This window comes from Paenibacillus sp. FSL P4-0176 (assembly GCF_037975265.1).
In the GTDB taxonomy this organism is placed as follows: domain Bacteria; phylum Bacillota; class Bacilli; order Paenibacillales; family Paenibacillaceae; genus Paenibacillus; species Paenibacillus amylolyticus.
In genome coordinates this window covers 3952610-3976523 of the sequence record NZ_CP150242.1, presented here as the reverse complement: position 1 = coordinate 3976523, position 23914 = coordinate 3952610, and the positions used below count along the sequence as shown (strand labels likewise).

Below are 23914 nucleotides of genomic sequence, written 5' to 3'. Positions count from 1 at the left end.
AAGGAGGAGAGGCATCATGCTGCTGAATCGGAAACAGAGCGGGAAACGCTGGCACCTGCGGCCAGATGGGGCACCCAAAGTTACAGGCCAACTTCAATATCTGACGGATATGACGTTACCTGACATGATCCATGGCAGAGTATTGCGAAGCGAATATCCTTATGCTCGTCTATTGTCTATAGATACTTCGGAAGCTGAGGCGTTGGAAGGTGTCTACGCGGTTTTGACCTCCAAAGATGTGCCTGGTCTGAATCGTTTTGGCATAGCGACCCCGGATCAGCCTGTGTTCTGCGAGGATATTGTTCGTTATGTTGGGGACGCCATTGCAGCGGTTGCTGCGGATTCCCCGGAACGTGCGGCGCTTGCACTGGATGCGATCCGTGTAGAGTATGAGGAACTCACTCCGCTGAATAGTACAGACGCTGCATTGGCTCCAGGCGCACCAGAGCTGCATGAGCATGGACCAGGTAATGTGCTGCATCGGACGGAGATCAAACGTGGAGACGCTGAGCAAGCCTTTGCCACGTGTGATCATATCGTGACTGAGACGTATTATACGCCTCGTCAGATGCATGCGTACATGGAGACAGAAGGTGGCCTGTTTGTCCCGGATGAAGAGGGAAGGCTGAATGTATACGCGGCAACGCAACATGGTTATAAAGACCGGATGCAGCTTGCGCGCATCATTGGCTGTCCTGAAGAAGATATTCGGGTGGTGTCTTCACCGATTGGTGGTTCATTTGGCGGAAAAGATGAACTAAACGTACAGCCTTATGGTGCATTGCTGGCCTTGAGATGCGGACGTCCTGTGAAAATGCATAATTCTCGTAAAGAATCCGTACGTGCAGGGCTGAAACGGCACCCAATGAAGATTGAAATGCAGACTGGCATGAGTCGAGAAGGCATCATACAGGCGCATCGTGTACGTATTACAGCAGATACCGGAGCGTATGCCACGCTTGGCGCACCGGTGCTGAACTTCTGTACCGAGCATTGCCTTGGACCGTACGCTATTCCAAATGTGGATGTGGAAGGCGTATCTGTATATACGAATAACGGGCTGTCAGGTGAGTTTCGCGGATTTGGCGGGAATCAGGCGATTTTCGCCATGGAAGGTCAGATGGATCGGCTTGCAGAAATCATGAACATGGACCCTTGGGAGTTCCGCAGACGTAATATGAGGGAAAAAAATGATCCTGGACCGTTGAATCAACGCATTCTGGTTACGGATGGACTGTCCCAGGTATGGGAGGCATTGGATCGCTCCGAACTGTGGCAAAAACATCAGAGTCCCCCGGCACATCCTGCCCTGCCACCGTGGATCAAACGCGGAGTCGGAGCAGCCATCGCCATGCACGGTGCAGGCCTGGGTTATGGCATTCCAGACCCTGCGGGAGGCCGCCTGTCCCTGAATAACGAAGGCAAGATTGAGGTGGCATTCAGCTACGAGGAATTTGGTCAGGGGCTCATTGCAACGCTGGAAATTATGTTATGTGATCTGTTCCAATGCAGTACATCGGATCTCAGTATTATCATCGGAGATACGGATCGTGTGCCCCACAGCGGATCAAGTACAGCTTCACGTTCAACAACGATGGCATGGATGGCTCTTCAACGCTTGCAGACTCCATTTCGTTCCCGTGTTCTCGCTGTCGCGTCTGAAATGTCAGGCGTTCCGGCAGATGAACTGGTGACAGGGCCTGGGGGTATATGGCGCAAAGGCCAGCTTCCTGCCGAAACTTCAGAAGTAGAAACAGATGTGCAAGGGACAGGAAAGAGCGAGAAGGCTGAAAGAACTGAAGTGGCTGAGATCGTTGCTGGAGGGACTGAAAGTGATCAAACTGCTGAAAGTAGTTATTTAGGTGCATCTCAATACCTGGCGAAAGAGGGAGTTTCATCAGGCTTATTGATCTCGTATGCTGAACTCGCAACGCAGGGCGAAGCCGATGAATGGATTTTTGATACAAAGTTTGATTACCCAACTACGCCAGACAACGTGGTAGGCGGGCATTATTTGTATACGTATGCGGCGGTTGCGGCAGAGGTAGAAGTAAATACATTGACCGGCGAAACCAAGCTACTTGATACACGCCATGTTGTAGCGGCAGGCCCGGTTATCAACCCTATGGGTTATATCGGACAGATTGAAGGTGGCAGTGTCATGGCGCTTGGATTCACGTTAACGGAGGATGCGGTCATGCAGGACAGCCGTTATGTAACCACGAACCTCGACACGTATCTGATCCCAACCATTCAGGATATTCATACCAATCTGGAGGTTGAGGCTATTGAAGACTTACCCGAAGGTGATGCGTTTGGTCCTAGGGGGATCGGTGAGATAGGCTCCGTTGCGCTTGCGCCGGCCATAACAGCTGCAATTCACCAGGCGACAGGCGTATGGGTTAACCGTCTTCCTGTACCGAGGGAACAACTGGTCAGACCTTTAAATGTACCTTTGCAGGAAGGAGTGAGTCCATCATGAGTAAACCACTTGAGAATCACTGGACAGCCGTTGTGAATGGCGAACAGAAACATCTGGAGATCGCGCAAACAACCCGACTTGTCGATGTGCTTCGGACTCATTTGCAACTAACGGGTACCAAAGTATCCTGCGAAGTTGGTCGCTGCGGCGCATGTATGGTTCTGATGGATGGAGAACCCGTGAATTCCTGTCTTGTCATGGCTTATCAATGTGAAGGAAGTGACATTATGACGATTGAAGGTCTGCACGGCGAGGAGAAAGGCACTCTGCATCCAATTCAACAGGCTTTTGTAGAGGAAGGTGGTTTTCAGTGCGGCTACTGTACTCCAGGCATGGTGATCTCAACCAAGGCATTACTGGATGCACATCCTGAGCCTTCTCAAGAACAGATTGAAACAGGATTGTGCGGGAATCTGTGTCGTTGTACCGGTTACGGTGGCATTATTCGGGCGGTACGCAAGGCAGGGGAACGCTGTGTGGTAAAGGAAACGTCTGCCGAGGAAACCGTTAGTTGAACCGAGACAGGACGTAGACATAAATACAAGGAGAATTGAAGAAACGTACTTTGAAAAAGCATCCGATACAGGAATGCTTTTTTTGTTTTTTAGGTTTTCTGCCAAGTACAGTCATCTAATGGGAGATGAAGTTCAAGGCCAGAATCTGGTCAGATAATGAACCGTTTTCGATTGGCTCCAATATTGGTGAGACGATGGAGTAATGTTGTTCAAAGTACTGGTACAAAAGAATTTCAAACATTCTCATTCACCATATATTTACAAATATTGGTGTGCGTGATATGGTTAAAATGAAAGCGCCATCATGAATGGGTTCATTGACATTTCATTATCATATTTCACTTGGGAAGGAAGATGGAATTGATGAAAAATTTGCTCAAAAAGGCAACCGCAATGATGCTGGCATTGCTCCTACTGCTTGGATTAATGACAGCGCCCGTTCATGCAGACACACCATTGTTCACCATCGAAAGCGAAGATGCGCAGCTCACCCCGGATCTTCAAGTGGTTACTTCAATCTATGGGCAACCCAAGCCCGGATTCTCAGGGGCCGGATTTGTCTGGATGCAGAACTCTGGCACATTAACCTTCACAGTGACTGTCCCGGAAACCGGCATGTACGCGATCTCCACACGATATATGCAGGAGCTCAGTGCAGATGGCAGGTCACAAAATTTAATCGTAAATGGTGTTACGAAAGGGGCGTACATGCTGCCTTACACGACAACATGGTCAGACTTCGATTTTGGTTTTCACAAGTTGAATCAGGGTGCCAACACGATTGAGCTGAAGGCTGGATGGGGCTTCGCTTATTTTGATACTTTTACAGTGGATCATGCTGATCTGGATCCCCTGAATGTGCAGCCAGTTCTCACTGATCCTGAAGCTACACCGGAAACTCAAATTTTGATGAATTATTTAACGGAGGTATACGGAAACAACATTATTTCTGGTCAGCAAGAGATCTACGGAGGAGGGAATGACGGAGATTCGGAGCTTGAATTCGAGTGGATTCATGATCTGACCGGAAAGTATCCGGCAATCCGTGGCTTTGATCTGATGAATTATAATCCGTTGTATGGTTGGGAGGACGGTACAACCGATCGCATGATTGATTGGGTGAATAACCGTGAAGGTATTGCAACAGCTTCCTGGCATATCAATGTGCCTCGTAATTTCAATACGTATGAGCTTGGGGACTTTGTGGATTGGAAAGAGGCGACCTACAAGCCAACAGAAACGAATTTTAATACAGCCAATGCGGTAATTCCCGGTACGAAAGAGTATCAATACGTGATGATGACCATCGAGGATCTGGCAGAACAATTACTGATTTTGCAAGATAACGATGTGCCAGTGCTTTTCCGTCCGTATCATGAAGCAGAAGGTAACGGTGGGCTGAACGGGGAAGGTGCATGGTTCTGGTGGGCTTCGGCAGGCGCAGAAGTGTACAAAGAGCTATGGGATCTGCTGTATACCGAACTGACCGAGACGTATGGCTTGCACAATCTGATCTGGACCTACAACAGCTACGTATACAGCACTTCTCCTGCCTGGTATCCGGGCGATGATCAGGTAGATCTCGTCGGATATGATAAATACAATACGATCTACAACCGTTATGACGGTTTGTCCGGCGTACCGAATGAAGATGCGATTACCTCGATTTTCTATAAGCTTGTTGAATTGACGAACGGTACCAAAATGGTAGCCATGACGGAGAACGATACGATCCCAAGCGTGAAAAATCTGACAGAGGAGAAATCAGGATGGCTGTACTTCTGTCCTTGGTATGGCGAGCATCTGATGAGTTCTGCTTTTAATTACCCGGCAACATTGAAAACGCTTTATCAAAGTGATTATGTCATTACGTTGGATGAGCTGCCAAATCTAAAGGTTAACAATCCCAACCCCAATGCATCCATCACACCTGGAAACGTTGAATTTGACAAATACACACCCAATCAAAGCGATAAAACCGTAACCGTGAATGCAAACGGCAATACGCTAACTGCTCTCCGGGCAGGCAACAATGCGTTGACCGCAACGACAGACTATACCTTGAACGGAAACACATTGCTGCTGAAAAAATCTTATCTGGCAACCCTGCCAGTTGGTGAGCATTCGATTGTTCTGGATTTTAATCAAGGTCAGGACCCTGTGTTAAAAGTCAAAATTGTGGATTCAACACCGGGTACAAATGCTGTGATTTCTCCTGTGAATGCAACATTTGATAAAGCGACGAATCCCGCGCAGGATATTTCCGTATCTATCACCTTAAACGGCCGTCAGCTTACAAGCATCACAAAGGGGGATGTTACACTTGTAGCGGGTCAGAATTATACAGCGTCCAGCTCTGCTGTTGTTCTGAACAAATCCTATCTTGCTACACTACCGCTGGGCCAGAACGTGTTGACCTTTCACTTCAATGGAGGAAATAACGCTGTGTTAACTGTGAATGTGGTAGACAGCACGGTTAATGTGCCAGCGGGGGATTTGACGATTCAAGCTTTTAACGGCAATACAAGTGCATCCACCAACGGCGTCTCACCCAAGTTTAAATTGGTCAACTCAGGCAATTCGGATATTCCTTTAAGTGATGTAAAAATCCGTTATTACTATACAATTGACGGGGAGGAAGCTCAGAGTTTCTGGTCCGACTGGGCCAGTATGGGCAGTGCAAATGTAACGAGCAATTTCGTTAAACTGGCGACTCCAGTTGCCGGAGCGGATCATTATCTGGAAGTGGGCTTTACAAGTGCGGCGGGATCACTGAATGCGGGCCAGAGCGCAGAGATTCAAACACGCTTTTCCAAAAATAATTGGTCGAATTACACTCAGACTAACGATTACTCGTTCAAGGCAACCGGTAGTCAGTTCGCAAACCATGATAAGGTTACCGGGTATGTGAACGGTCAGCTGGTATGGGGAATTGAGCCGTAAAGGTAGATAGCACGTTTAATAGGCTGGATCAGGGGTTGAACCTCTGATTCAGCCTTTTTATGGTGTAGACGGTGTACACCGATTAAACGGAATGTTCTTTTTCATTTTTAGTATGTGACGATGTATCCATGTCTGTTAATATGCGATCTATTATCTTTTTCGTATGGCCCATGATGAATTGAAGAAGTACACCTGCACAACATACGGTTATCAACGTTCCAAGCCCGATTGGCCCACTGAGCAGAAACGCCAGAATTAAAAATACAAGGTAAATGAACGTTCTCGATACAAATAAGGGCGTTTGAGTGATTTCATGCAAGATTAATGTTAAGCGGTCAATCGGAATGGGTGCAAAATTGGTCTGTAAATAAATTGCCGTGCCGATACTTATGATCACTAAACCAATGACAAAAGTCATTAATTTGCTGTACCAAACTTCGGGTGTGATCAAGGAATCAGATACATAAAGCCAGATATCAATCCCGACACCAGTAATGAATGCGGTGACGAGTCCTAAAAACTCGGGTTTTTGCTGCTTCAAAAGCGAATTACATCCAATTAATAGGAAAGCAATGATGACCTCCCAGCTACCTACACTTAGCCCTACATGATGTGACAGCCCTACCAGAAGTGCATCAAACGGTGAGGTGCCCAGTTCAGATTGGATGGTAAGGGAGATGCCAAGTGTTAAGATGAGAATACCTGCGACAAAAAGTACATATTTCAAATTCATTCAACCTCTTTTTCAATATTATGTTGCAAATACAACAAAATTGAGCTAAATTCAATGTAACCCTTTTTTAGTGCATTTGCAACAAACGATTAACTTGTTAAAGGAATGTGAATATAGATGACGATTCGTATAGAGATATGTACCATTGAACATGTATGTGAACTGCAGGAGATTAGTTATGAGACGTTTAATGAAACGTTTAAAGGGCAAAATTCACCCGAAAATATGAAAGCTTATCTGGAAAAGGCGTTTAATCGGGAGCAATTAGAAACGGAACTGTCCGTGGCGGATTCACAATTTCTTTTTATTTATGTCAACAATCAAGTTGCTGGGTACATGAAGGTGAATATCAATGATACTCAGACGGAGAAGATGGGCTTGGAATCCTTTGAGATCGAGCGGGTGTACATCAAAAAAGAGTTCCAAAAACATGGCCTGGGTAAGGTACTGCTCCATAAAGCCATAGAGATGGCAACAGAACAACACAAAACGAATATTTGGTTAGGCGTGTGGGAGAAAAATGAAAATGCCATCGCATTTTATGAAAAGATGGGGTTTGTACAGACAGGAGCTCATGCTTTTTACATGGGAGATGAGGAACAGATTGATTTTATAATGACCAAAACGATACTCTAACGGGATCATCGAGGGAAAAGCTTGGGAGAAAAATGCTATTGAGCAGAACTCTTTCGGGCTTTTTCATGTTTTGCCAGAACCGTTGAATCATAAAATGAAGAAATTGGCGAAGGTTAATACATAACAAATATTATGTAAACTTATTATTTTCGATGACCTTCATAAGCTGCATCTATGGCTTTAGCAAAAGTTAAAGGCCTGATTAATACATAATTAGCAGTAATATTTTGCTCAATAATCGTGAAGGTAATAGGCTGATCTCAAGGATCATCAATACAATTTATTAGTTTATTTCAACGTTTGGAGAGTCAGCCGAAAATCGTTTTCGTTCGTAGTTTGTTAGATAGCTTTACGTTCTTAATAATCAGTATATAAGTTGTATATACCTCATGTTAAAAGAACTTTTTGTACATGAAACGGACGTGTTAATCCACCATGTTGAATTATTTAGTTTTAGAGCGGAAAATGGAAAATAAAATTAATATTTTAAGTAAGAACTCAGGAGGATTTGGACTCTTAAAACCAGCCGAAAAAAGGAGCGAAATCGATCAATATATTAATTGGATAAATAAGGTATAAATCGTTAAAAAGGCGCTACTACGCCGATTATAGATCAATTTCATATGGATTTGCGATGGATTTAGTACCGCTTTCACGTTATGCTTTTGGAAATTGGAAAGGAAGTGGGAAAAATGGAACGCGAACTGGCGTTGGAAATTGTCAGAGTAACAGAATTGGCTGCGTTAGCTTCAGCACCCTGGATGGGACGAGGCGACAAGAACAGTGCAGATGAAGCGGCTACTTTGGCCATGCGCGCCATGTTCGATTCCGTGTCCATTCGCGGCACGGTGGTAATCGGTGAAGGAGAAATGGATGAAGCACCCATGTTGTACATCGGCGAGGAAGTAGGCAACGCTGAGGGCCCTGAGGTTGACGTGGCTGTAGACCCGCTCGAAGGTACAGAAATCGTGGCCAAAGGACTAAACAACGCTCTATCGGTTATTGCAGTGGCGGGAAAAGGTAACCTGCTCCACGCACCGGACATGTATATGGAGAAACTGGCGGTAGGGCCTGCGCTTGTAGGCAAGGTCAGCATTGAAGACCCGGTTGAAGTCACACTGGAGAAAGCCGCTGCCGCATTGAACAAAAACATCTCGGACCTCACTGTGATGATTCTGGATCGTGTGCGACACGAGAGTACCATCAAGACGCTACGCAAGGTTGGCGTACGGATCAAGTTTCTCAGTGACGGTGATGTTGCGGGTGCGATGGCACCGGCCTTCCCGGAGGCGGGCATTGATCTGTATGTCGGATCTGGAGGAGCGCCAGAAGGTGTGCTGGCTGCCGCAGCGCTATCTTGCCTTGGGGGTGAGATCCAAGGTCGTCTGATGCCTGCCAACGCAGACGAATTCCAGCGCTGCTTGCAGATGGGGATCGATAATCCCTACAAAGTGTTAACGATGCAGGATATGATCGGCACAGAGGATGTCATTTTTGCCGCAACAGGTGTGACGCCAGGTGAGATTCTGGGAGGGGTACGATATCTTGCGGATGATCGGGCCGAGACCGATTCAATTGTTATGCGTGCCAAAACCAAAACAATTCGGTTTATTCGTTCCCAACACTTTCTGCCGAACAAAGAAGTGCTGCACAAAGTAAGACAGCTCCAATCCACGCCAGAACCCTCGGATCGCATTCCGAGTCATGCGAAAACAATGGAGCAGGCTGAGTTTAGTCAATCTTCCGTTGATCTTGGCGTTACAACGACGTTGTGAGCTGCACTCCCCATAATTGAACAAACAGGATCAACTGAAATCGTTGTAGTGAATTTGATAAGTAACTTGAACCCCTAAGGTTACAGAGCATGAAGTTAATGAAAGTACCATCTCTGGCAAGATAATAATGAGGGCTTGGATTAACCCAAACCCTCATTATTTTTTTGTGTTAAAAGCATTGACAACGGTTACATGGCATGAGAAAATGTACGCGCGTACATAAATATCGATTTTTAATTACTATTTGATTTATAGGTGAGCTAGAAGGGGGTGAATATTCATGGCATCTCGTAAAGAAGTGGCTGATCTTGCGGGTGTTTCCGAGGCGACGGTCTCCCGGGTGCTTAATGGGGTAGGTCCTATTAAAGAAGAGACACGTCGCAAGGTTCTTGAAGCTTCCGAACAGTTAGGCTATGTGCCCAGCGCTCTTGCTCGCAGTTTTGCCAGAAGTAAAAGCGGGAACCTTGGCGTAGTATTGCCTTATGTTCCGAAGGCGCATTTGTTCTCGGCGTATTTTTTCTCGGAAATGCTGAGTGGGATTGGAAGCAAAGCCAGAGACAATAGCATGGACCTGTTGGTTATGTTCCGGACACCCGGTGAAGTGATGAATTATACGGATCTGTTCCGGCGTCAGAAAGTGGACGCTTGCATTATCCTTGGTGCCAGAGATGATCATGAAGAACTGGCGGCCATGCAGCAACTTCATCAGGAAGGACACCCATTCTGTGTCATGAATCAGCATTTTGAGGGCCAATCGTTCACGGAAGTGGATGCGGATCATGTGGAAGGAAGCAGACTTGCCATACGTCATCTTACGGATCAGGGGTATCGCAAAATCGCTTTTCTCAATGGTCCAGACAGCTATTCCAACAGCCAGGAGCGAATGGAAGGCGTTCGTCTTGGCCTGCAAGAAGCAAATATGGAGCTGGACCCGAGTCTATTGCTTAAAGGGAATTATAGTAGAAGAAGTGGCATTGAGGCGGCAGCGACTGTAGCAGATCGCCTACATGAGATTGATGCTGTATTTGCGGCCAATGACCGGATGGCCATTGGTGTCATGCATGGTTTGCGTGAGCGGGGAATAGGGCCTGGGGATTTTCCGGCATTTGTGGGTTATGACGACTCCGATGCCGCCGAGATGGCGGTTCCGCCGCTGAGCAGCGTCAGGGTTCCATTTTTCGAGATGGGTGAACTTGCAGTATCGAAGCTTATGCATGGGTCTGTGGGTGACACACATAAAGCGAATAACTCTGTTGTAGCGGTAACCGAATCAGCGAGAGCGTTGTTGCCTACCGAACTGATCATCCGTGCTTCTTCTATCCGTCAATAGTTTATTGGTACACATATTGAAAGACTTTTTATTATTCCAAAGGAGGAAATGATCATGTCAAATCGTCTTCGTGTCGGAATGGTTGGATACAAGTTTATGGGGAAGGCCCACAGTAATGCCTATCGCAGTCTGCCGATGTTTTTCCCGTCTGCTCCGCTGCAACCTGAGATGTCTGTGATCTGTGGACGTAACGAGCAGGGAGTGCAGGAGGCAGCGAATCAGTTCGGTTGGTCCGAAAGTGTAACGGATTGGCGCGAACTGGTGAAGCGGGATGATATTGATCTGATTGATATTAACGCGCCAAGTGATGCCCATAAGGAAATTGCGTTGGAAGCAGCCCGTCAGGGCAAACATCTGTTTTGTGAGAAACCACTGGCCCTGTCACTTGCGGATTCGCGTGAGATGCTTCAGGCAGCAGAGGATGCTGGCGTCGCACATATGGTCGGGTTCAACTACCGTTTCTCACCAGCGGTGCAATTAGCGAAGGGTCTGGTGGAGAGCGGACGACTGGGTAAGATCTATCATTTCCGTGCTTTTTTCTTGCAGGACTGGATCATGGACCCTTCGTTCCCGCTGGTATGGCGTTTGCAAAAAGAAGTGGCTGGTTCCGGTTCCCATGGGGATCTGGGCGCGCATTTAATCGATCTGGCTCGTTTCCTCGTTGGTGAATTCCAGGAAGTCATCGGCATGAGCGAAACCTTCATCAAAGAACGACCGCTTGCAGCCGAGATGACCGGTTTGAGTGCAAAGGGCAGTTCGAATGCGGATGCACCGAAAGGAGAAGTGACCGTCGACGACGCTACGTTGTTCCTGGCACGATTCGCAGGAGGGGCGCTGGGCAGCTTCGAAGCTACACGTTTTGCAGCGGGGCATCGCAGTACGAACTCGTTTGAGATTAACGGCAGTCTCGGCAGTGTACGATTTGATTTTGAGCGGATGAACGAACTGGAAGTGTATTTCACAAAGGATGAAGAGGACGTACAGGGATTCCGCCGTGTACTGGCGACCGATCCGGCACATAAATATGCTGAAGCCTGGTGGCCTGCTGGACATACGATTGGATTCGAGCACACGTTCACCCATGAAATGCTGGAGCTGGTGACAGCGATCTCTGAAGGACGCCAACCATCACCGAGTTTCCACGATGGGGTCGCGTGTCAGGCTGTACTGGAAGCAGTAGAACGTTCGGTAACAGAACGGCGCTGGGTGACGCTTGAAGAGATGTGAGCAAGCAAGACAGTGACGTCAGAAATAAGGTTGAACACATAAAACTAGGCGAAAGCGAGTGAATAAACGATGAGTAAAGCACTGATTGTATGGGGCGGCTGGGATGGACATGAACCGGAGCAGGTAGCAGCGATATTTGAGCGTATTTTGAAGGAAGAGCAGTTTGAGGTTGAAGTCTCGAATACGTTGGAGTCTTATGCGGATGCAGAGAAGCTGCTAGGTCTGGATCTGATTGTGCCGTTGTGGACAATGGGACAGATTGAGCAAGAACTCGTCAATAACGTATCAGCGGCTGTTCAGAGCGGTGTGGGCTTGGCTGGTCTTCATGGCGGGATGTGTGATGCCTTCCGAAATAACGTAGACTGGCAGTTTATGACGGGTGGACAATGGGTTGCCCATCCAGGTAACGATGGTGTGGAGTATATGGTGAACATGAAGCGCGGTTCTAGCCCGTTATTGGATCATATAGAAGATTTTCAGGTGAAAAGTGAACAGTACTACCTGCACGTAGACCCGGCAGTGGAAGTGCTGGCAACAACTCGTTTCCCAGTGGTGGCTGGTCCGCATGCGGCGAATGGTCCTGTAGATATGCCTGTTGTCTGGACGAAACGCTGGGGCGCAGGGCGGGTATTCTACAACTCCCTGGGACACCATGCAGACATTGTAGACATGAAACCCGTGACTGAAATGATGCGCAGTGGGTTCAAATGGACAGCAGCAGGCAAAGAACTTGCCAAGAGTCGAGTAAGTTCAGCAACCGAAGTGTACACAGGTATGGCGGACAACCAGAACTAATGAGATTATAGTTTGATTGCAAACGTAACTTCAGTGTTAACCATTCATCCTCAATGGATAAACCATTTCTGATCCACGGCGAAGGGAGCCCCAGGTATGAAAACAATGAAAGTAGGCATTATTGGCTGCGGTAAAATCAGCGGTATTTATATGGAAAACTGTCACCGGTTCGAGGTGCTGGAACTTGTTGCTGTTGCGGATCTCGACCGGAAACGTGCCGAGGAGCAGGCAGCAGCCTATAACGTGCCTAACGTATACAGCGTCGACGAAATCTTGGCTGATCCCGAGATTGAGCTGATCATCAACCTGACGATTCCTTCCGTTCATGCGAATGTATGCTTGCGGGCGCTTGAATCTGGCAAACATGTTTATGTAGAAAAACCGCTCGCGGTTACCCGTGAAGAAGGGCATGCCGTGCTCGAAACAGCGAAGCGTAAAGGATTGCTCGTGGGTTGTGCACCAGAAACGTTCTTTGGTTCAGGCATCCAGACTTCACTTCAATTGGTGGAGGAAGGGGTAATCGGCAAGCCGGTGGCGGCGACCGCATTTATGATGAGTCGTGGTCATGAGCACTGGCACCCAGATCCGGAGTTTTATTACGCGTCAGGCGGTGGGCCAATGTTTGACATGGGTCCGTACTATCTCACCGCATTGGTCCAACTAATGGGACCGATCAAGTCGATCGCAGGTATGACAGGTAAAGCCATGGAAGAGCGGACGATTACGAGTGAGAAAAAGAGGGGCCAGACGGTTCCCGTCGAAATTCCAACTCACGTTACCGGTCTGTTACAGTTTGAACAGGGAGCCATTGGCACACTGATTACAAGTTTTGACGTATTTGGCGGAAGTGCATTGCCACCGATTGAGATATATGGCACGCACGGTACATTACAGGTACCTGACCCCAACACCTTTGGTGGTCCGGTTCGTTATCGCTTGCTGGGTGAACATGAATGGACGGAAGTTCCGCTCCTCCCAGGATATCAGGAAAATACACGTGGCATCGGTGTGGCAGATATGGCCTATGCAGCACATAGTGGACGTGCACACCGTGCGAGTGGGGAACTGGCATACCACGTACTTGAGGCCATGTGGGCATTCCACGATTCATCAGATGAACAGACGTTCTACCAGATGAAAAGCTCGTGTCAGCGCCCGGCTGCATTGCCGGTGGATCTGCCATTGTATACATTGGATAAATAAGATAGCCATTATGACTTATATCATGATAAACAGCCCCTTTTCCTTCGAACAAGGAAAGGGGCTGTTTTTTATTAAATCAAAAAAATCTGGGAATAACAGCGATCGGAAGGTTGTTCGGTCATCGGAGTGACCAGTGTAAATAATTTTTAGTCCAACTTATATAGCCATTTATGGCTCAAATCCCGCCTGACTGATCCAGATCTCATCTTCGGCAAAAACGTTTTTCATCCACTGTACAACAGTCTGATACGCATCTGGATGATACCAATGCTCCATCCCCACTTCTTGATAGAGCGACTCCATGCCGAGTCGCCGGGTTCGCTTGCCCTCGCTGCCATCGCCCATGAAATAATCGTCAATGCATACACGCTGAACCAGAGGTCTCAAGATGGCTGCAAACTGTTCACTGCTGGGTAATACGGGAGCAATCGCAACCTGCGTGGGTATTCCGGCATCCCGCAACTGTTCCAGTGCACGTAATCGGCCTGCAATTGGGGGAGCGGAAGGACTGAAATGCTTGCGCATATCGTCCAGATCCGTCTCCACCGTCATACTGACCCGAACCCGGTCACCTAACTGTTGTAACAGATCTATATCCCGGGTAACGAGTGGACTGCGGGTCTGGACTAATACAAAATCGGGCGGATGCTGTAACATGGTTTCAAGCAATGAACGCGTGATACACTCCTTGTATTCGGCGGGTTGATACGGGTCGGTACTGGATGACATGAACAGAGTGACTTTCCCTTTGGTCTGGGCACGCTGCAACTCTTTGGCGAACACCCGGGAGGCCTCTTGTTTTACATCCACCCAGCTCCCCCAATCCTCTTTACGAAATAGGGAGACAGGCATCTGTCTGACATAACAATAAGAACAACCGAAGGCGCAGCCTGTGTAAGGATTCAGTGTATGTGTATAGCCATTAAGGAACCCTGTCCCCTTGTTGAGTAACGTTTTGGGTACTTTGTAAGTAAGATTTGTCTTCATAAGTTCTCATGCCTTTCGCGGTAGTGTGCAGGTGTGAGACCTGTGTGTTTGCGAAATACAGTAATGAAATAAGCTGAGTTAGGTATACCGACATGGCGGCCAATATCGGTGACGGTAAGTCCGGTATGTTCAAGCAACTTCCGGGCTTCGGTAATTCGTTTATCCTGAATATATTGAACCGGTGTGCGGCCTGTAATCCGCTTGAACACACGATGCAGATGATAAGGACTGCCATGACTTACAGTGGCAAGGACATCCAAGGTTAGAGGTTCGGCGTAATGATGTTCGATGTAATCCGTGATCCCGTATATCCACTCCTGATCAGGTACCCGCTCGCCTGTAGGTTTGCAACGTTTGCAGGGTCTGAACTTTCGTGCCAATGCTTCTTCAACATGTTGAAATATCAGCACATTTTCAGCTTTGGGTGCTCTGGACTTACAGGAAGGTCGGCAAAAGATACCCGTTGTCTGCACACCGTAAAAGAACGTTCCATCATAAGAATTATCGTTGTGGATGATGGCGTGCCAGTATTTTTCATCTATAGATTTGGGCAGTATGCGATCTTGATCTGGACTTTCCACGGTGATCACCTCATCTCTAATTATACCCCTGATTCCAAGGGAATGACGAAGTTTCAACTTAAAAAGCAAGATATCAATATCTGGGATAAAGTACCTTCCTTCAATCTGAACGAAATATGAGCTACAATATACAGAATGGAAGTGGTTTATATCTCAAATGAAATTTATAGATGAAAGAGGTAGGTAAGCATGGTTCGTTTTGGAGTAGTGGGTACCAACTGGATTACAGAAAGGCTTCTTGAAGCCGCAGCACAGGTTAAAGGATTCAAATTAACCGCTGTGTATTCAAGAACTGAAGATAAGGCTAATGCATTCGCAGATAAATATGATGTTGAACACCGTTTCACCGATCTGGAAGAGTTGGCGGCAAGTGATGTGATTGATGCAGTCTACATCGCAACACCGAATACGGTTCATGCAGAGCAGGCTGAGCTTTTTCTGAGAAACGGTAAACATGTATTGTGTGAGAAACCTCTGGCTGCAAATAGCGCCGAAGTTCGGAGTATGATCGATACTGCACGAGAACACGAGGTTCTGCTCATGGAAGCGATGAAATCGACTCTTGTTCCCCAGTTCAAAATGGTGCAGAAGAGCCTGCATAAAATCGGTCCTGTCCGCAAATACGTAGCAGGATACTCTCAGTATTCTTCGCGTTACGACAAGTACAAAGAAGGGATTGTCCTGAACGCGTTCAAGCCTGAACTCGCTAATGGGGCGTTAATGGATCTCGGTGTGTACTGTCTCTATCCATTGATTACGTTGTTCGGTGAACCTAACCGGGTTCAATCCCAAGCGATGATGCTGGAATCTGGCGTGGATGGACAAGGTAGTGTGCTGCTGGACTATGATGGGATGGATGCGGTCGTTACATACTCTAAAATCTCCAACTCTCATCTGCCAAGCGAAATCATGGGGGAACTGGGCAGTATCATCATTGACAAGATTGGTTCACCGGAACATGCAGAGATACGATACAATGACGGTACGGTGGAGCAGCTCACAGTCGAACAAAACCATCCGGCGATGTATTATGAAGTGGAGGAGTTCGTGAATCTGGTTGAGCAGGGCAAAAAAGAGTCTGACATGAACACGTATGAACGCTCTTATGTGACGATGCAGGTCATGGATCAGATTCGGAAGCAGATTGGGCTTGTGTTCCCCAACGATTGATTCAAGCGCAGGAAAGGAAGCTGAGACGAGATGAGTAGAGATAAGCAGAGCAACAGTAGAGTAGAGAAGAAGAACCGTAGAGAAGGTAATCGGTCCAGTAATTCTGGCGGTTTGGAACTGAAACAGATCGTTTTCATAGGAAGAACCTTCGAAGAATATATGAAGATGTTCAACCTGACGGTGGACGAGATTAATGGCAAGTCTATTCTGGATTGTCCAGGTGGAGCATGTTCGTTCAGTAGCCAGGCGCGCAAGTTGGGTGCTGATCCCGTGGCCGTGGATATTGCCTACGAATACGAGATCGACGAGCTTGAAGTAAAGGGATTTCAGGACATTGAGCATACGATGAAACAGATGGAACCCGTGCAAGGGATATATGTGTGGGATCAATTTGGATCAATCCAGGGGTTAAAGGAAGAACGAACTCGTGCCATCACAGATTGCATCGCAGATATGAGAATGTTTCCTGACCGTTATGTGGCGTCTGTGCTCCCGGATCTACCCTTTGCAGATGAACAATTCGATCTGACGTTATCCGCCCATTTCCTGTTTACGTATGCGGATCGATTGGATGTTGATTTTCATGTTGCAACCATAATGGAGTTGCTGCGTGTGACCAAACAAGAGGTTCGCTTTTTTCCAACAGTGGATCTGTCTGGCGAACGTTACAAACACATGGATGAGTTGAAATTAATACTCGAAGAGCGTGGGTGCACGGTATCCGAAGAACCAACTTCATATGAGTTTCAACGGAATGCTCACACCATGCTTCAAATTGTTAAACATAATTGAACATGATAGGAGGTTTTTTGGATGAATAAAGTTCTTATACTTGGGGGTACACGTTTTTTCGGTAAACGTCTGGTGGATCACTTGCTGTGGGAAGGGAAGTCTCAGATCACAGTCGCAACTCGTGGTAAAACGGATGTTGATTTCGGACCCGAAGTAAACCGGATCAAGATGGATCGTGAAAACCCAGAATCTCTGGCAGAGGTTGCGCAGACAGACATGTGGGATGTTGTGTACGATAATATCTGTTATTCCCCAGATGCGGCGAAAGCGGCATGTGAAGCTTTTGCAGGACGAACCAAAAGATACGTTCTGACATCCACACTCTCGGTGTACGGTGATCCCAGACCTGGATTTAAGGAAACGGATTTTGACCCGTATACATATCCATTACAGTATGGAAGTGCAGATGATTTTTCGTATGGAGAAGGCAAACGGCTTGCGGAGGCTGTATTTTTCCAGGAAGCGGATTTCCCGGTTGTGGCGATGCGCATTCCCATTGTACTCGGGATTGATGATTATACGAGAAGACTTCATTTTCATATTGAACATGTGCAAAAAGGAAAACCGATCGGCATGCCAAATCCGGATGCGGAGATTGGATTTATCAATTCCACCGAAGCGGCAAGATTTCTCGCTTGGCTTGGACATTCGTCCATTACCGGTCCGGTGAATGCAGCTTCCAAGGGTGCGATTACACTGTCAGCCATGATACATCTGATCGAGACGGTCACGGGCATGCAGTCCCAGATCCTCACGGAAACGGTGAAAGAGGACATGTCACCCTTCGGAATTGAGCAATCATGGACGATGGAGACGACCAAAGCTGAACAAGCGGGGTATACGTTCGAACCTTTGATGGACTGGTTCCCGGGACTCGTTCGTGAGGTCGCTCTTGCATTACAGTCGGAGCGGTAGAATATCGGCTCGGATGGAACTGAAGGAAACGACGAGCCTGAATGAAACAGACGAACCAAACGGCTCGAACGACGGATTATTTCAGCGAATGAACTTCAAACAGGGTGCAACCAGAGCGTAATCTCCGGTGCACCCTGTTTATGTTGTACATTTTTCGAATTTGAACAAGACCTAATCTAGATAAGAGGGACTAATCATTTACACGATAATATTTAATCAATTCACGCGCTTAACTCTATTCTTGCTCACGTGGAGCAGTAGCTGATGCCCGTATGCGCAGTTCTGACGGTAGAATGACGGTTTGGGCTTCGGAAGGAGCCTTGCCTTCAATCCGGTCAATCAGCATCTGTACTCCCTGAAACCCAAATTCATATGCTGGCTGTGCAGCTACAGTCAGAAAAGGATCAAAAGCAGAAGCCAGATCCAGATCGTCGAAGCACACAACAGAGATGTCTTCTGGTACACGCAGTCCTCGTTTGCGCAAAAGCCGAATGACCCCAATCGCCAGCATGTTGTTGGCTGCAAAAATGGCTGTTGGTTGATTTGGTTGAGAGAGTAGTCGATCGAGTCCCTCTACATCACTGAAATCCCGGTACCCGGTTCGAAGCACAAGCTCGGGATCAATATCAGCTCCGGCCTCTCGTAAACCCGCTATATAACCTTCCTCCCGCAGTCTGGCGGTAGAAACCTCCGAAGAACCATTGACCAGTGCAATGCGCTGGTGCCCCAATTGCACCAGATATCGGATCAGAGCAATCGCGCCTTCCCGGCTATCTCCAGCAATGATATCTGACGTAATGCCAGGTACGGTGCGGTCCAGAAAGACAAACGGAATGTGACGTTCCTGCAGCTGTTTCAGATGTTGGAGAGAACGATCTCCCGCTGGGGCAAAGAGTACACCATCCACACGAGTAGACAGAATCGCATCTACATAATCCTTTTCCTTTTTGTAATCCTCGTCACTATTGCCGAATAAAAGACGGTACCCACGAAGATGGGCTGCATCTTCAGCACCACGCGCCAGTGTTGTATAAAAAGGGTTGGTAATATCCGTAATAAGCAGGGAGAGCATCTGGGTTCGTTGAAGCACAAGGCTGCGTGCATTGGAGTTCGGGATGTAACCCAGTTCGTCGATCACCTGTTGCACACGTTCACGTGTCGCGGAACTTATACGGCCTGTATGATTAATGACCTTGGAGACCGTCATGGCGGAGACGTTGGCTTTTTTGGCAATATCGTAAATGGTAATCATTAGAATCTAACCTTTCCGCAACATAGTCTTACCATTCTATAGGATAATGTCAATTGACAGCAAGATAGGCTCGTGCTATGTTAGGGTTACCGATAACCCTAAAGGGTTCTGAACGTCTTTACTACATAAACCATTTCGTTGAATTCGCTCATGCACGTTCCATTTTCTTGAATAGAGGAACTACATACATAGCTAATTAATGAAATGGTTTATTGTTATTTTTTAAATATGTAAACGTATTCAAACTAAAATAAGGCTCTTGGTAATCTGTGTATGCAGCTCTTGCGTGCAACTTGGGTATCGGTTATATCTCCGTCATTATCTTATTCCAATCACTGCACATGGATCAGACAGAAGGTTTCTCAATTCAACCCAAATTCTATGAAACGAATTGAAGGAGGACATTCCAGTATGACACATCAGGATTATCGTTATAAACAGGCTTTCCCCAAGATTGGTATTCGTCCCACGATTGATGGAAGACGCAAGGGTGTTCGGGAGTCACTGGAAGAACAAACGATGCGGATGGCGACATCTGTTGCGGAACTGCTTGCAGCAGAACTACGTTATCCTGACGGGTCCGCAGTGGCGTGTGTTGTGGCTGAGACCTGTATTGGCGGGGTGGCCGAGGCGGCCGCAGCATCAGAACTATTCAGCCGTTCCAACGTGGGGGTAACCATCACCGTGACTCCATGCTGGTGTTATGGTACGGAAACGATGGATATGTCACCATCCATTCCTACGGCTATCTGGGGTTTTAACGGGACTGAACGTCCGGGTGCAGTATATCTGGCAGCGGTACTCTCTGCCCATGCACAGAAGGGGATTCCGGCCTTTGGGATCTATGGAGAAGATGTGCAGGACGGCGGAGATACAACAATTCCCGATGACGTGCGTGAGAAATTGCTCCGGTTCAGCCGTGCAGGTCTTGCAGCCGCGACCTTGAAAGGGCAAGCCTATCTGTCTATTGGATCAGTATCCATGGGGATTGCAGGTTCGATTGTGAACGATTCATTTTTCCAAGAGTATCTGGGCATGAGGAACGAATATGTAGATATGAGCGAACTCACTCGTCGTATTGAAGAAGAAATCTATGATCCTGAGGAGTATAAGCTCGCACTGGCTTGGGTGAAGGAGAATTGTAACGAAGGTCCAGACAACAACGCTGCCCATCTGCAAACGGATCGCAAACGCAAAGAGTACGAATGGGAAACCGTTGTGAAAATGACCCAAATCGTGCGTGACTTGATGGCGGGCAACCCAAGATTGGCTCAGCTTGGTTTCACAGAGGAATCGATGGGCCACCACGCGATTGTATCCGGCTTCCAGGGACAACGGCAGTGGACAGATCATTCACCTAACGGAGATTTTCTGGAGTCGATATTAAACTCTTCCTTTGACTGGAATGGCAAACGTGCGCCTTATCTGGTTGCAACGGAGAATGACAGCCTGAATGGCGTGTCCATGTTGTTCGGTTCGCTGCTGACACATACGGCACAGATCTTTGCTGATGTGCGTACGTATTGGAGTCCGGATTCAGTACAACGTGTGACGGGACACCAGTTGGAAGGAAATGCGAAGGACGGCATTCTGCATCTGATCAACTCTGGTTCGGCAGCCTTGGATGGCACTGGGCAACAGTCCAGAGATGGTAAGCCTGTACTCAAGCCATTCTGGGAAATTACAGATGAGGAAGTTCAGGACTGCCTGAAAGCAACATCGTGGAGACCGGCATCCGTAGAGTATTTCCGCGGGGGCGGCTATTCAGCGGATTTCCTGACCAAAGGTGGCATGCCTGTAACGATGACACGTCTGAATCTGGTCAAAGGACTGGGACCGGTGCTGCAAATCGCTCAGGGTTACACGGTCGATCTGCCTGAAGATGTGCATGATACGCTGGATCAGCGGACAGACCCAACCTGGCCATCCACCTGGTTTGCTCCTGTTCTAACCGGATCGGGAGCGTTTACTTCCGTATACGAGGTCATGAATCAATGGGGCGCCAACCATGGCTCCATCTCGTATGGACACATCGGTGCTGATCTGATTACGCTTGCTTCCATGCTTCGCATTCCGGTAAATATGCATAATGTACCTGAAACGGAAATTTTCCGTCCGCGTGCATGGGGATTGTTCGGCACAAGTGAGCCGGAGAGTGCAGACTACCGTGCTTGCAGTGTGTTTGGCCCGTTGTATCGTTAAAATAAAGTTCCATTCCTGTCAAACGCCATGTTCCTTGTGAGATGAGGTAACATGGCTTTCTCTTGAAAGCTGTGCTCAGAACTCGAATACGGCTTATCGCGAAGAGTTAAGGAGGCTTGAAAGAATGGGCAATCAAGCAACACATGTGCTTGCTGCCGATTACGGCGCCGGTAGTGGACGCGTAGTCCGTGGTTCTTTTGACGGAAACAGACTCTCGTTACAAGAAGTGCATCGATTCAACAACGAACCCGTGCAGCTGGGGGACGGATTGTATTGGGATTTCTTACGACTTTTTCATGAATTAAAACAAGGCATTGTGAAAGGGACGCAAGGCATCTCTCCATCGGTCCGTTCTATAGCTGTGGATACGTGGGGAGTGGACTATGGACTGGTGGATGGTGCGGGAAGGTTGTGCTCGAACCCACGTCACTATCGGGAAGCACGCAACGCACAGTGGATGGAAGAAGTTCTGCACATGGTGAAAGATGAAGAACTGTATGCCATGTCCGGCGTTTTGCCGCAGCAGATCAATACAGTATTTCAACTGCTAGGCAGTGTACGAGAGCAGGCCGAAGGTTTGCGTACGGATGTGCGCATGTTATTTATGCCGGATTTATTTCACTATTATCTATCCGGTCAGCAGGCTTGTGAGTATACGATTGCAAGTACTAGCGGGCTGTTGCATGCAGGCGAGGCGCGTTGGAATGAACATCTGATCGGGCGTCTCGGTATACCGGAAACATTATTTCCAAAACTCGTTCAACCGGGTACCGTGCTGGGTGATTTAACAAATGAGTTGTGCGAAGAGTTACGGACTGGACCGATGCAGGTAGTCTCTGTGGGTTCACATGATACGGCATCTGCCTTGGCAGCAATACCTGCGAATGATTCGGATTTCGCTTTTATCAGCTGTGGTACCTGGTCTCTTATGGGGGTGGAGCGTGATACACCTGTATTGGATGACCGAAGTCGTACACTCGGATTCACCAATGAAGGGACGGTAAGTGGAAAAGTACGCACCCTGAAAAATCGTTCAGGCTTGTGGCTGCTACAGGAATGCAAACGGCAATGGGAGCAGGAGAATCAACTTTTTACACATGAAGAACTGATTCAACTGGCTACCTTGGCAACGCCACATCAAAGTTATGTATCGCCGGGAGATGGCGTATATTTGGCCCCAGGGAATATGGCCGAACGAATACGGCAACAATGCAGTCTCACCGGACAGACTGTGCCTGAAACGACTGGAGCGATTGTACGCTGCATTCTGGAAAGTCTGGCACTGGAATTCAGACAGACGCTGGATGAACTGCAGTTGGTTACAGGTACAAGACCTCGTGTCATTCATATGGTTGGTGGTGGTGTACACAATCGACTATTATGCCAGTTTACAGCTAATGCAGCCGGTGTCCCGGTGGTGGCAGGCCCGGCAGAGGCGACTTCAGCCGGGAATTGCATGCTGCAATTCCTTGCACATGGTGAAGTGAGTAGCTTGGCCGAGGTACGGGAGGTCATGGCTGCTTCCTTTTCCCCCGAGACCTACGAACCTGAGGATACAGAGCTGTGGCAGGAAGCTTATGAAAACTACCAAAGTCTGAATCAAATCAAAAGGTAATGAACAGATTCAATGCAATGAGCATTGACGCAAAATGCTAAAAAGAAAAGTATGAGGAGTGGTGAGCAACATGTCTGAACAGCAAGTAAGAGAAGAGTTGACGAAATATGCCCGCAGAGCAGTTGCCCAAGGGTTGGTGGTAGGACCCGGTGGGAATCTGAGCGCTCGCTCTGGGGGAACGATGTTGTTGTCTCCGAGTGGTTATGCACTTGAGGATCTGGAGCCTGACGAATGGATCGCCATTGATATCGAGACAGGGGAAACTAGCGCAGGATCAACACGTCCATCTTCCGAAGTATTAATGCATCTGTATAGTTATCGTGTGAATCCTGATATCCAAGCCATTGTGCATACGCATCCGGCATATACGATCGCACTCAGTCTTGTTTTCGATGAATTGCCACACTTGTTCCCTGATCAGTCTGCATTGGTGGGCGATATCGGGTTCGTTCCATATGTTCTGCCAACAACGAAGCAACTTGCCGATGCAGTCTCAGCCAAGGTAGAAGAACATACGGCACTCATTCTCGTCAATCACGGATTGGTTACGACCGGTAAAAACCTCCGCGAAGCCTATTACCGCACTCAGGTGGTGGAAGAAAGCGCGAAGGTATATATGATCGCCAAGGCAGCCGGTGAACCCAAAGTGTTAACTGCTGAAGAATATAAGGAAATTCAATCCCTTGAAAGTGAAGCCTACCGTGTGCAGTTATTGCAACAACTCAAGTCCTGATACCTGATTTGAATATTAATGATTACAT

At 47.7% G+C, this 23914-nt stretch carries 19 protein-coding genes; 15 read left to right on the top strand and 4 right to left on the bottom strand.

Annotated elements, in window-relative coordinates:
• The first annotated feature begins 16 nt into the window (after window positions 1-16).
• The 3 genes from MKY95_RS17905 to MKY95_RS17895 all read left to right on the top strand — a co-directional run bounded on the left by MKY95_RS17905 (window position 17) and on the right by MKY95_RS17895 (window position 5940).
• A complete protein-coding gene (locus tag MKY95_RS17905) occupies window positions 17-2482 on the top strand; it encodes a molybdopterin cofactor-binding domain-containing protein (protein WP_339193646.1) in 2466 nt (821 codons plus the stop codon).
• A complete protein-coding gene (locus tag MKY95_RS17900) occupies window positions 2479-2997 on the top strand; it encodes a (2Fe-2S)-binding protein (RefSeq protein ID WP_036673756.1) in 519 nt (172 codons plus the stop codon). Before MKY95_RS17905 ends, MKY95_RS17900 begins: the two co-directional genes overlap by 4 nt.
• A 363-nt stretch (window positions 2998-3360) precedes the next feature.
• Window positions 3361-5940: a X2-like carbohydrate binding domain-containing protein gene (locus MKY95_RS17895; protein ID WP_339193643.1), complete on the top strand. Its 2580-nt coding sequence runs from the start codon at window positions 3361-3363 to the stop codon at window positions 5938-5940.
• 82 nt (window positions 5941-6022) lie between these two features.
• Here the strand turns inward: MKY95_RS17895 and MKY95_RS17890 are convergent, their stop codons facing one another.
• Window positions 6023-6667, bottom strand: a complete 645-nt coding sequence (locus MKY95_RS17890; protein ID WP_076328663.1) for a YitT family protein — start codon at window positions 6665-6667, stop codon at window positions 6023-6025.
• A gap of 123 nt (window positions 6668-6790) precedes the next feature.
• Here MKY95_RS17890 and MKY95_RS17885 point away from each other — a divergent pair, with 123 nt between their 5' ends.
• The 6 genes from MKY95_RS17885 (at window position 6791) to MKY95_RS17860 (ending at window position 13639) form a co-directional block, all read left to right on the top strand.
• Window positions 6791-7309 (top strand): GNAT family N-acetyltransferase, encoded by a 519-nt coding sequence (locus MKY95_RS17885; protein WP_339193642.1) that lies wholly within the window; start codon window positions 6791-6793, stop codon window positions 7307-7309.
• 692 nt (window positions 7310-8001) lie between these two features.
• Window positions 8002-9084, top strand: coding sequence for a class II fructose-bisphosphatase (glpX, locus tag MKY95_RS17880; protein ID WP_036613775.1), 1083 nt, complete (start codon window positions 8002-8004; stop codon window positions 9082-9084).
• A 280-nt stretch (window positions 9085-9364) separates the two neighbouring features.
• A complete protein-coding gene (locus tag MKY95_RS17875) occupies window positions 9365-10414 on the top strand; it encodes a LacI family DNA-binding transcriptional regulator (RefSeq protein ID WP_339193641.1) in 1050 nt (349 codons plus the stop codon).
• Window positions 10415-10468: 54 nt separating this feature from the next.
• Entirely contained in the window at window positions 10469-11641 is a 1173-nt protein-coding gene (locus MKY95_RS17870; protein ID WP_339193640.1) for a Gfo/Idh/MocA family oxidoreductase, read from the top strand.
• A 69-nt stretch (window positions 11642-11710) separates the two neighbouring features.
• On the top strand, window positions 11711-12436 hold the full coding sequence (locus MKY95_RS17865; protein ID WP_047843313.1) for a ThuA domain-containing protein: 726 nt from the start codon (window positions 11711-11713) through the stop codon (window positions 12434-12436).
• A gap of 96 nt (window positions 12437-12532) precedes the next feature.
• Complete coding sequence (locus tag MKY95_RS17860) at window positions 12533-13639, top strand: Gfo/Idh/MocA family oxidoreductase (RefSeq protein ID WP_339193638.1); 1107 nt, start codon at window positions 12533-12535, stop codon at window positions 13637-13639.
• A 168-nt stretch (window positions 13640-13807) separates the two neighbouring features.
• On the opposite strand, the gene MKY95_RS17855 is transcribed toward MKY95_RS17860, so the two are convergent.
• A complete protein-coding gene (locus MKY95_RS17855) occupies window positions 13808-14626 on the bottom strand; it encodes a radical SAM protein (RefSeq protein WP_339193637.1) in 819 nt (272 codons plus the stop codon).
• Window positions 14623-15207 (bottom strand): bifunctional transcriptional activator/DNA repair enzyme AdaA, encoded by a 585-nt coding sequence (locus MKY95_RS17850; RefSeq protein WP_315935737.1) that lies wholly within the window; start codon window positions 15205-15207, stop codon window positions 14623-14625. The genes MKY95_RS17855 and MKY95_RS17850 overlap by 4 nt, the downstream gene beginning before the upstream one ends.
• A gap of 189 nt (window positions 15208-15396) precedes the next feature.
• Between MKY95_RS17850 and MKY95_RS17845 the strand changes: the two genes are divergently transcribed.
• The 3 genes from MKY95_RS17845 to MKY95_RS17835 are packed head-to-tail and all read left to right on the top strand — an operon-like array spanning window position 15397 to window position 18084.
• Window positions 15397-16377 carry a Gfo/Idh/MocA family oxidoreductase gene (locus MKY95_RS17845; protein ID WP_339193634.1) on the top strand — a complete coding sequence of 327 codons (981 nt, stop codon included), beginning with the start codon at window positions 15397-15399 and terminating at the stop codon, window positions 16375-16377.
• A 30-nt stretch (window positions 16378-16407) separates the two neighbouring features.
• Window positions 16408-17169 (top strand): SAM-dependent methyltransferase, encoded by a 762-nt coding sequence (locus MKY95_RS17840; RefSeq protein WP_339193632.1) that lies wholly within the window; start codon window positions 16408-16410, stop codon window positions 17167-17169.
• A gap of 21 nt (window positions 17170-17190) precedes the next feature.
• On the top strand, window positions 17191-18084 hold the full coding sequence (locus tag MKY95_RS17835) for an NAD-dependent epimerase/dehydratase family protein (RefSeq protein ID WP_339193630.1): 894 nt from the start codon (window positions 17191-17193) through the stop codon (window positions 18082-18084).
• Between the two features lie 235 nt (window positions 18085-18319).
• On the opposite strand, the gene MKY95_RS17830 is transcribed toward MKY95_RS17835, so the two are convergent.
• Window positions 18320-19336 (bottom strand): LacI family DNA-binding transcriptional regulator, encoded by a 1017-nt coding sequence (locus MKY95_RS17830; RefSeq protein ID WP_339193628.1) that lies wholly within the window; start codon window positions 19334-19336, stop codon window positions 18320-18322.
• Between the two features lie 411 nt (window positions 19337-19747).
• Between MKY95_RS17830 and MKY95_RS17825 the strand changes: the two genes are divergently transcribed.
• The 3 genes from MKY95_RS17825 (at window position 19748) to MKY95_RS17815 (ending at window position 23886) form a co-directional block, all read left to right on the top strand.
• Complete coding sequence (locus MKY95_RS17825; protein ID WP_339193626.1) at window positions 19748-21538, top strand: L-fucose isomerase; 1791 nt, start codon at window positions 19748-19750, stop codon at window positions 21536-21538.
• Window positions 21539-21662: 124 nt separating this feature from the next.
• Complete coding sequence (locus MKY95_RS17820; RefSeq protein ID WP_339193625.1) at window positions 21663-23153, top strand: rhamnulokinase family protein; 1491 nt, start codon at window positions 21663-21665, stop codon at window positions 23151-23153.
• Between the two features lie 70 nt (window positions 23154-23223).
• Window positions 23224-23886 carry a class II aldolase/adducin family protein gene (locus MKY95_RS17815; protein ID WP_339193623.1) on the top strand — a complete coding sequence of 221 codons (663 nt, stop codon included), beginning with the start codon at window positions 23224-23226 and terminating at the stop codon, window positions 23884-23886.
• Window positions 23887-23914: the final 28 nt, after the last annotated feature.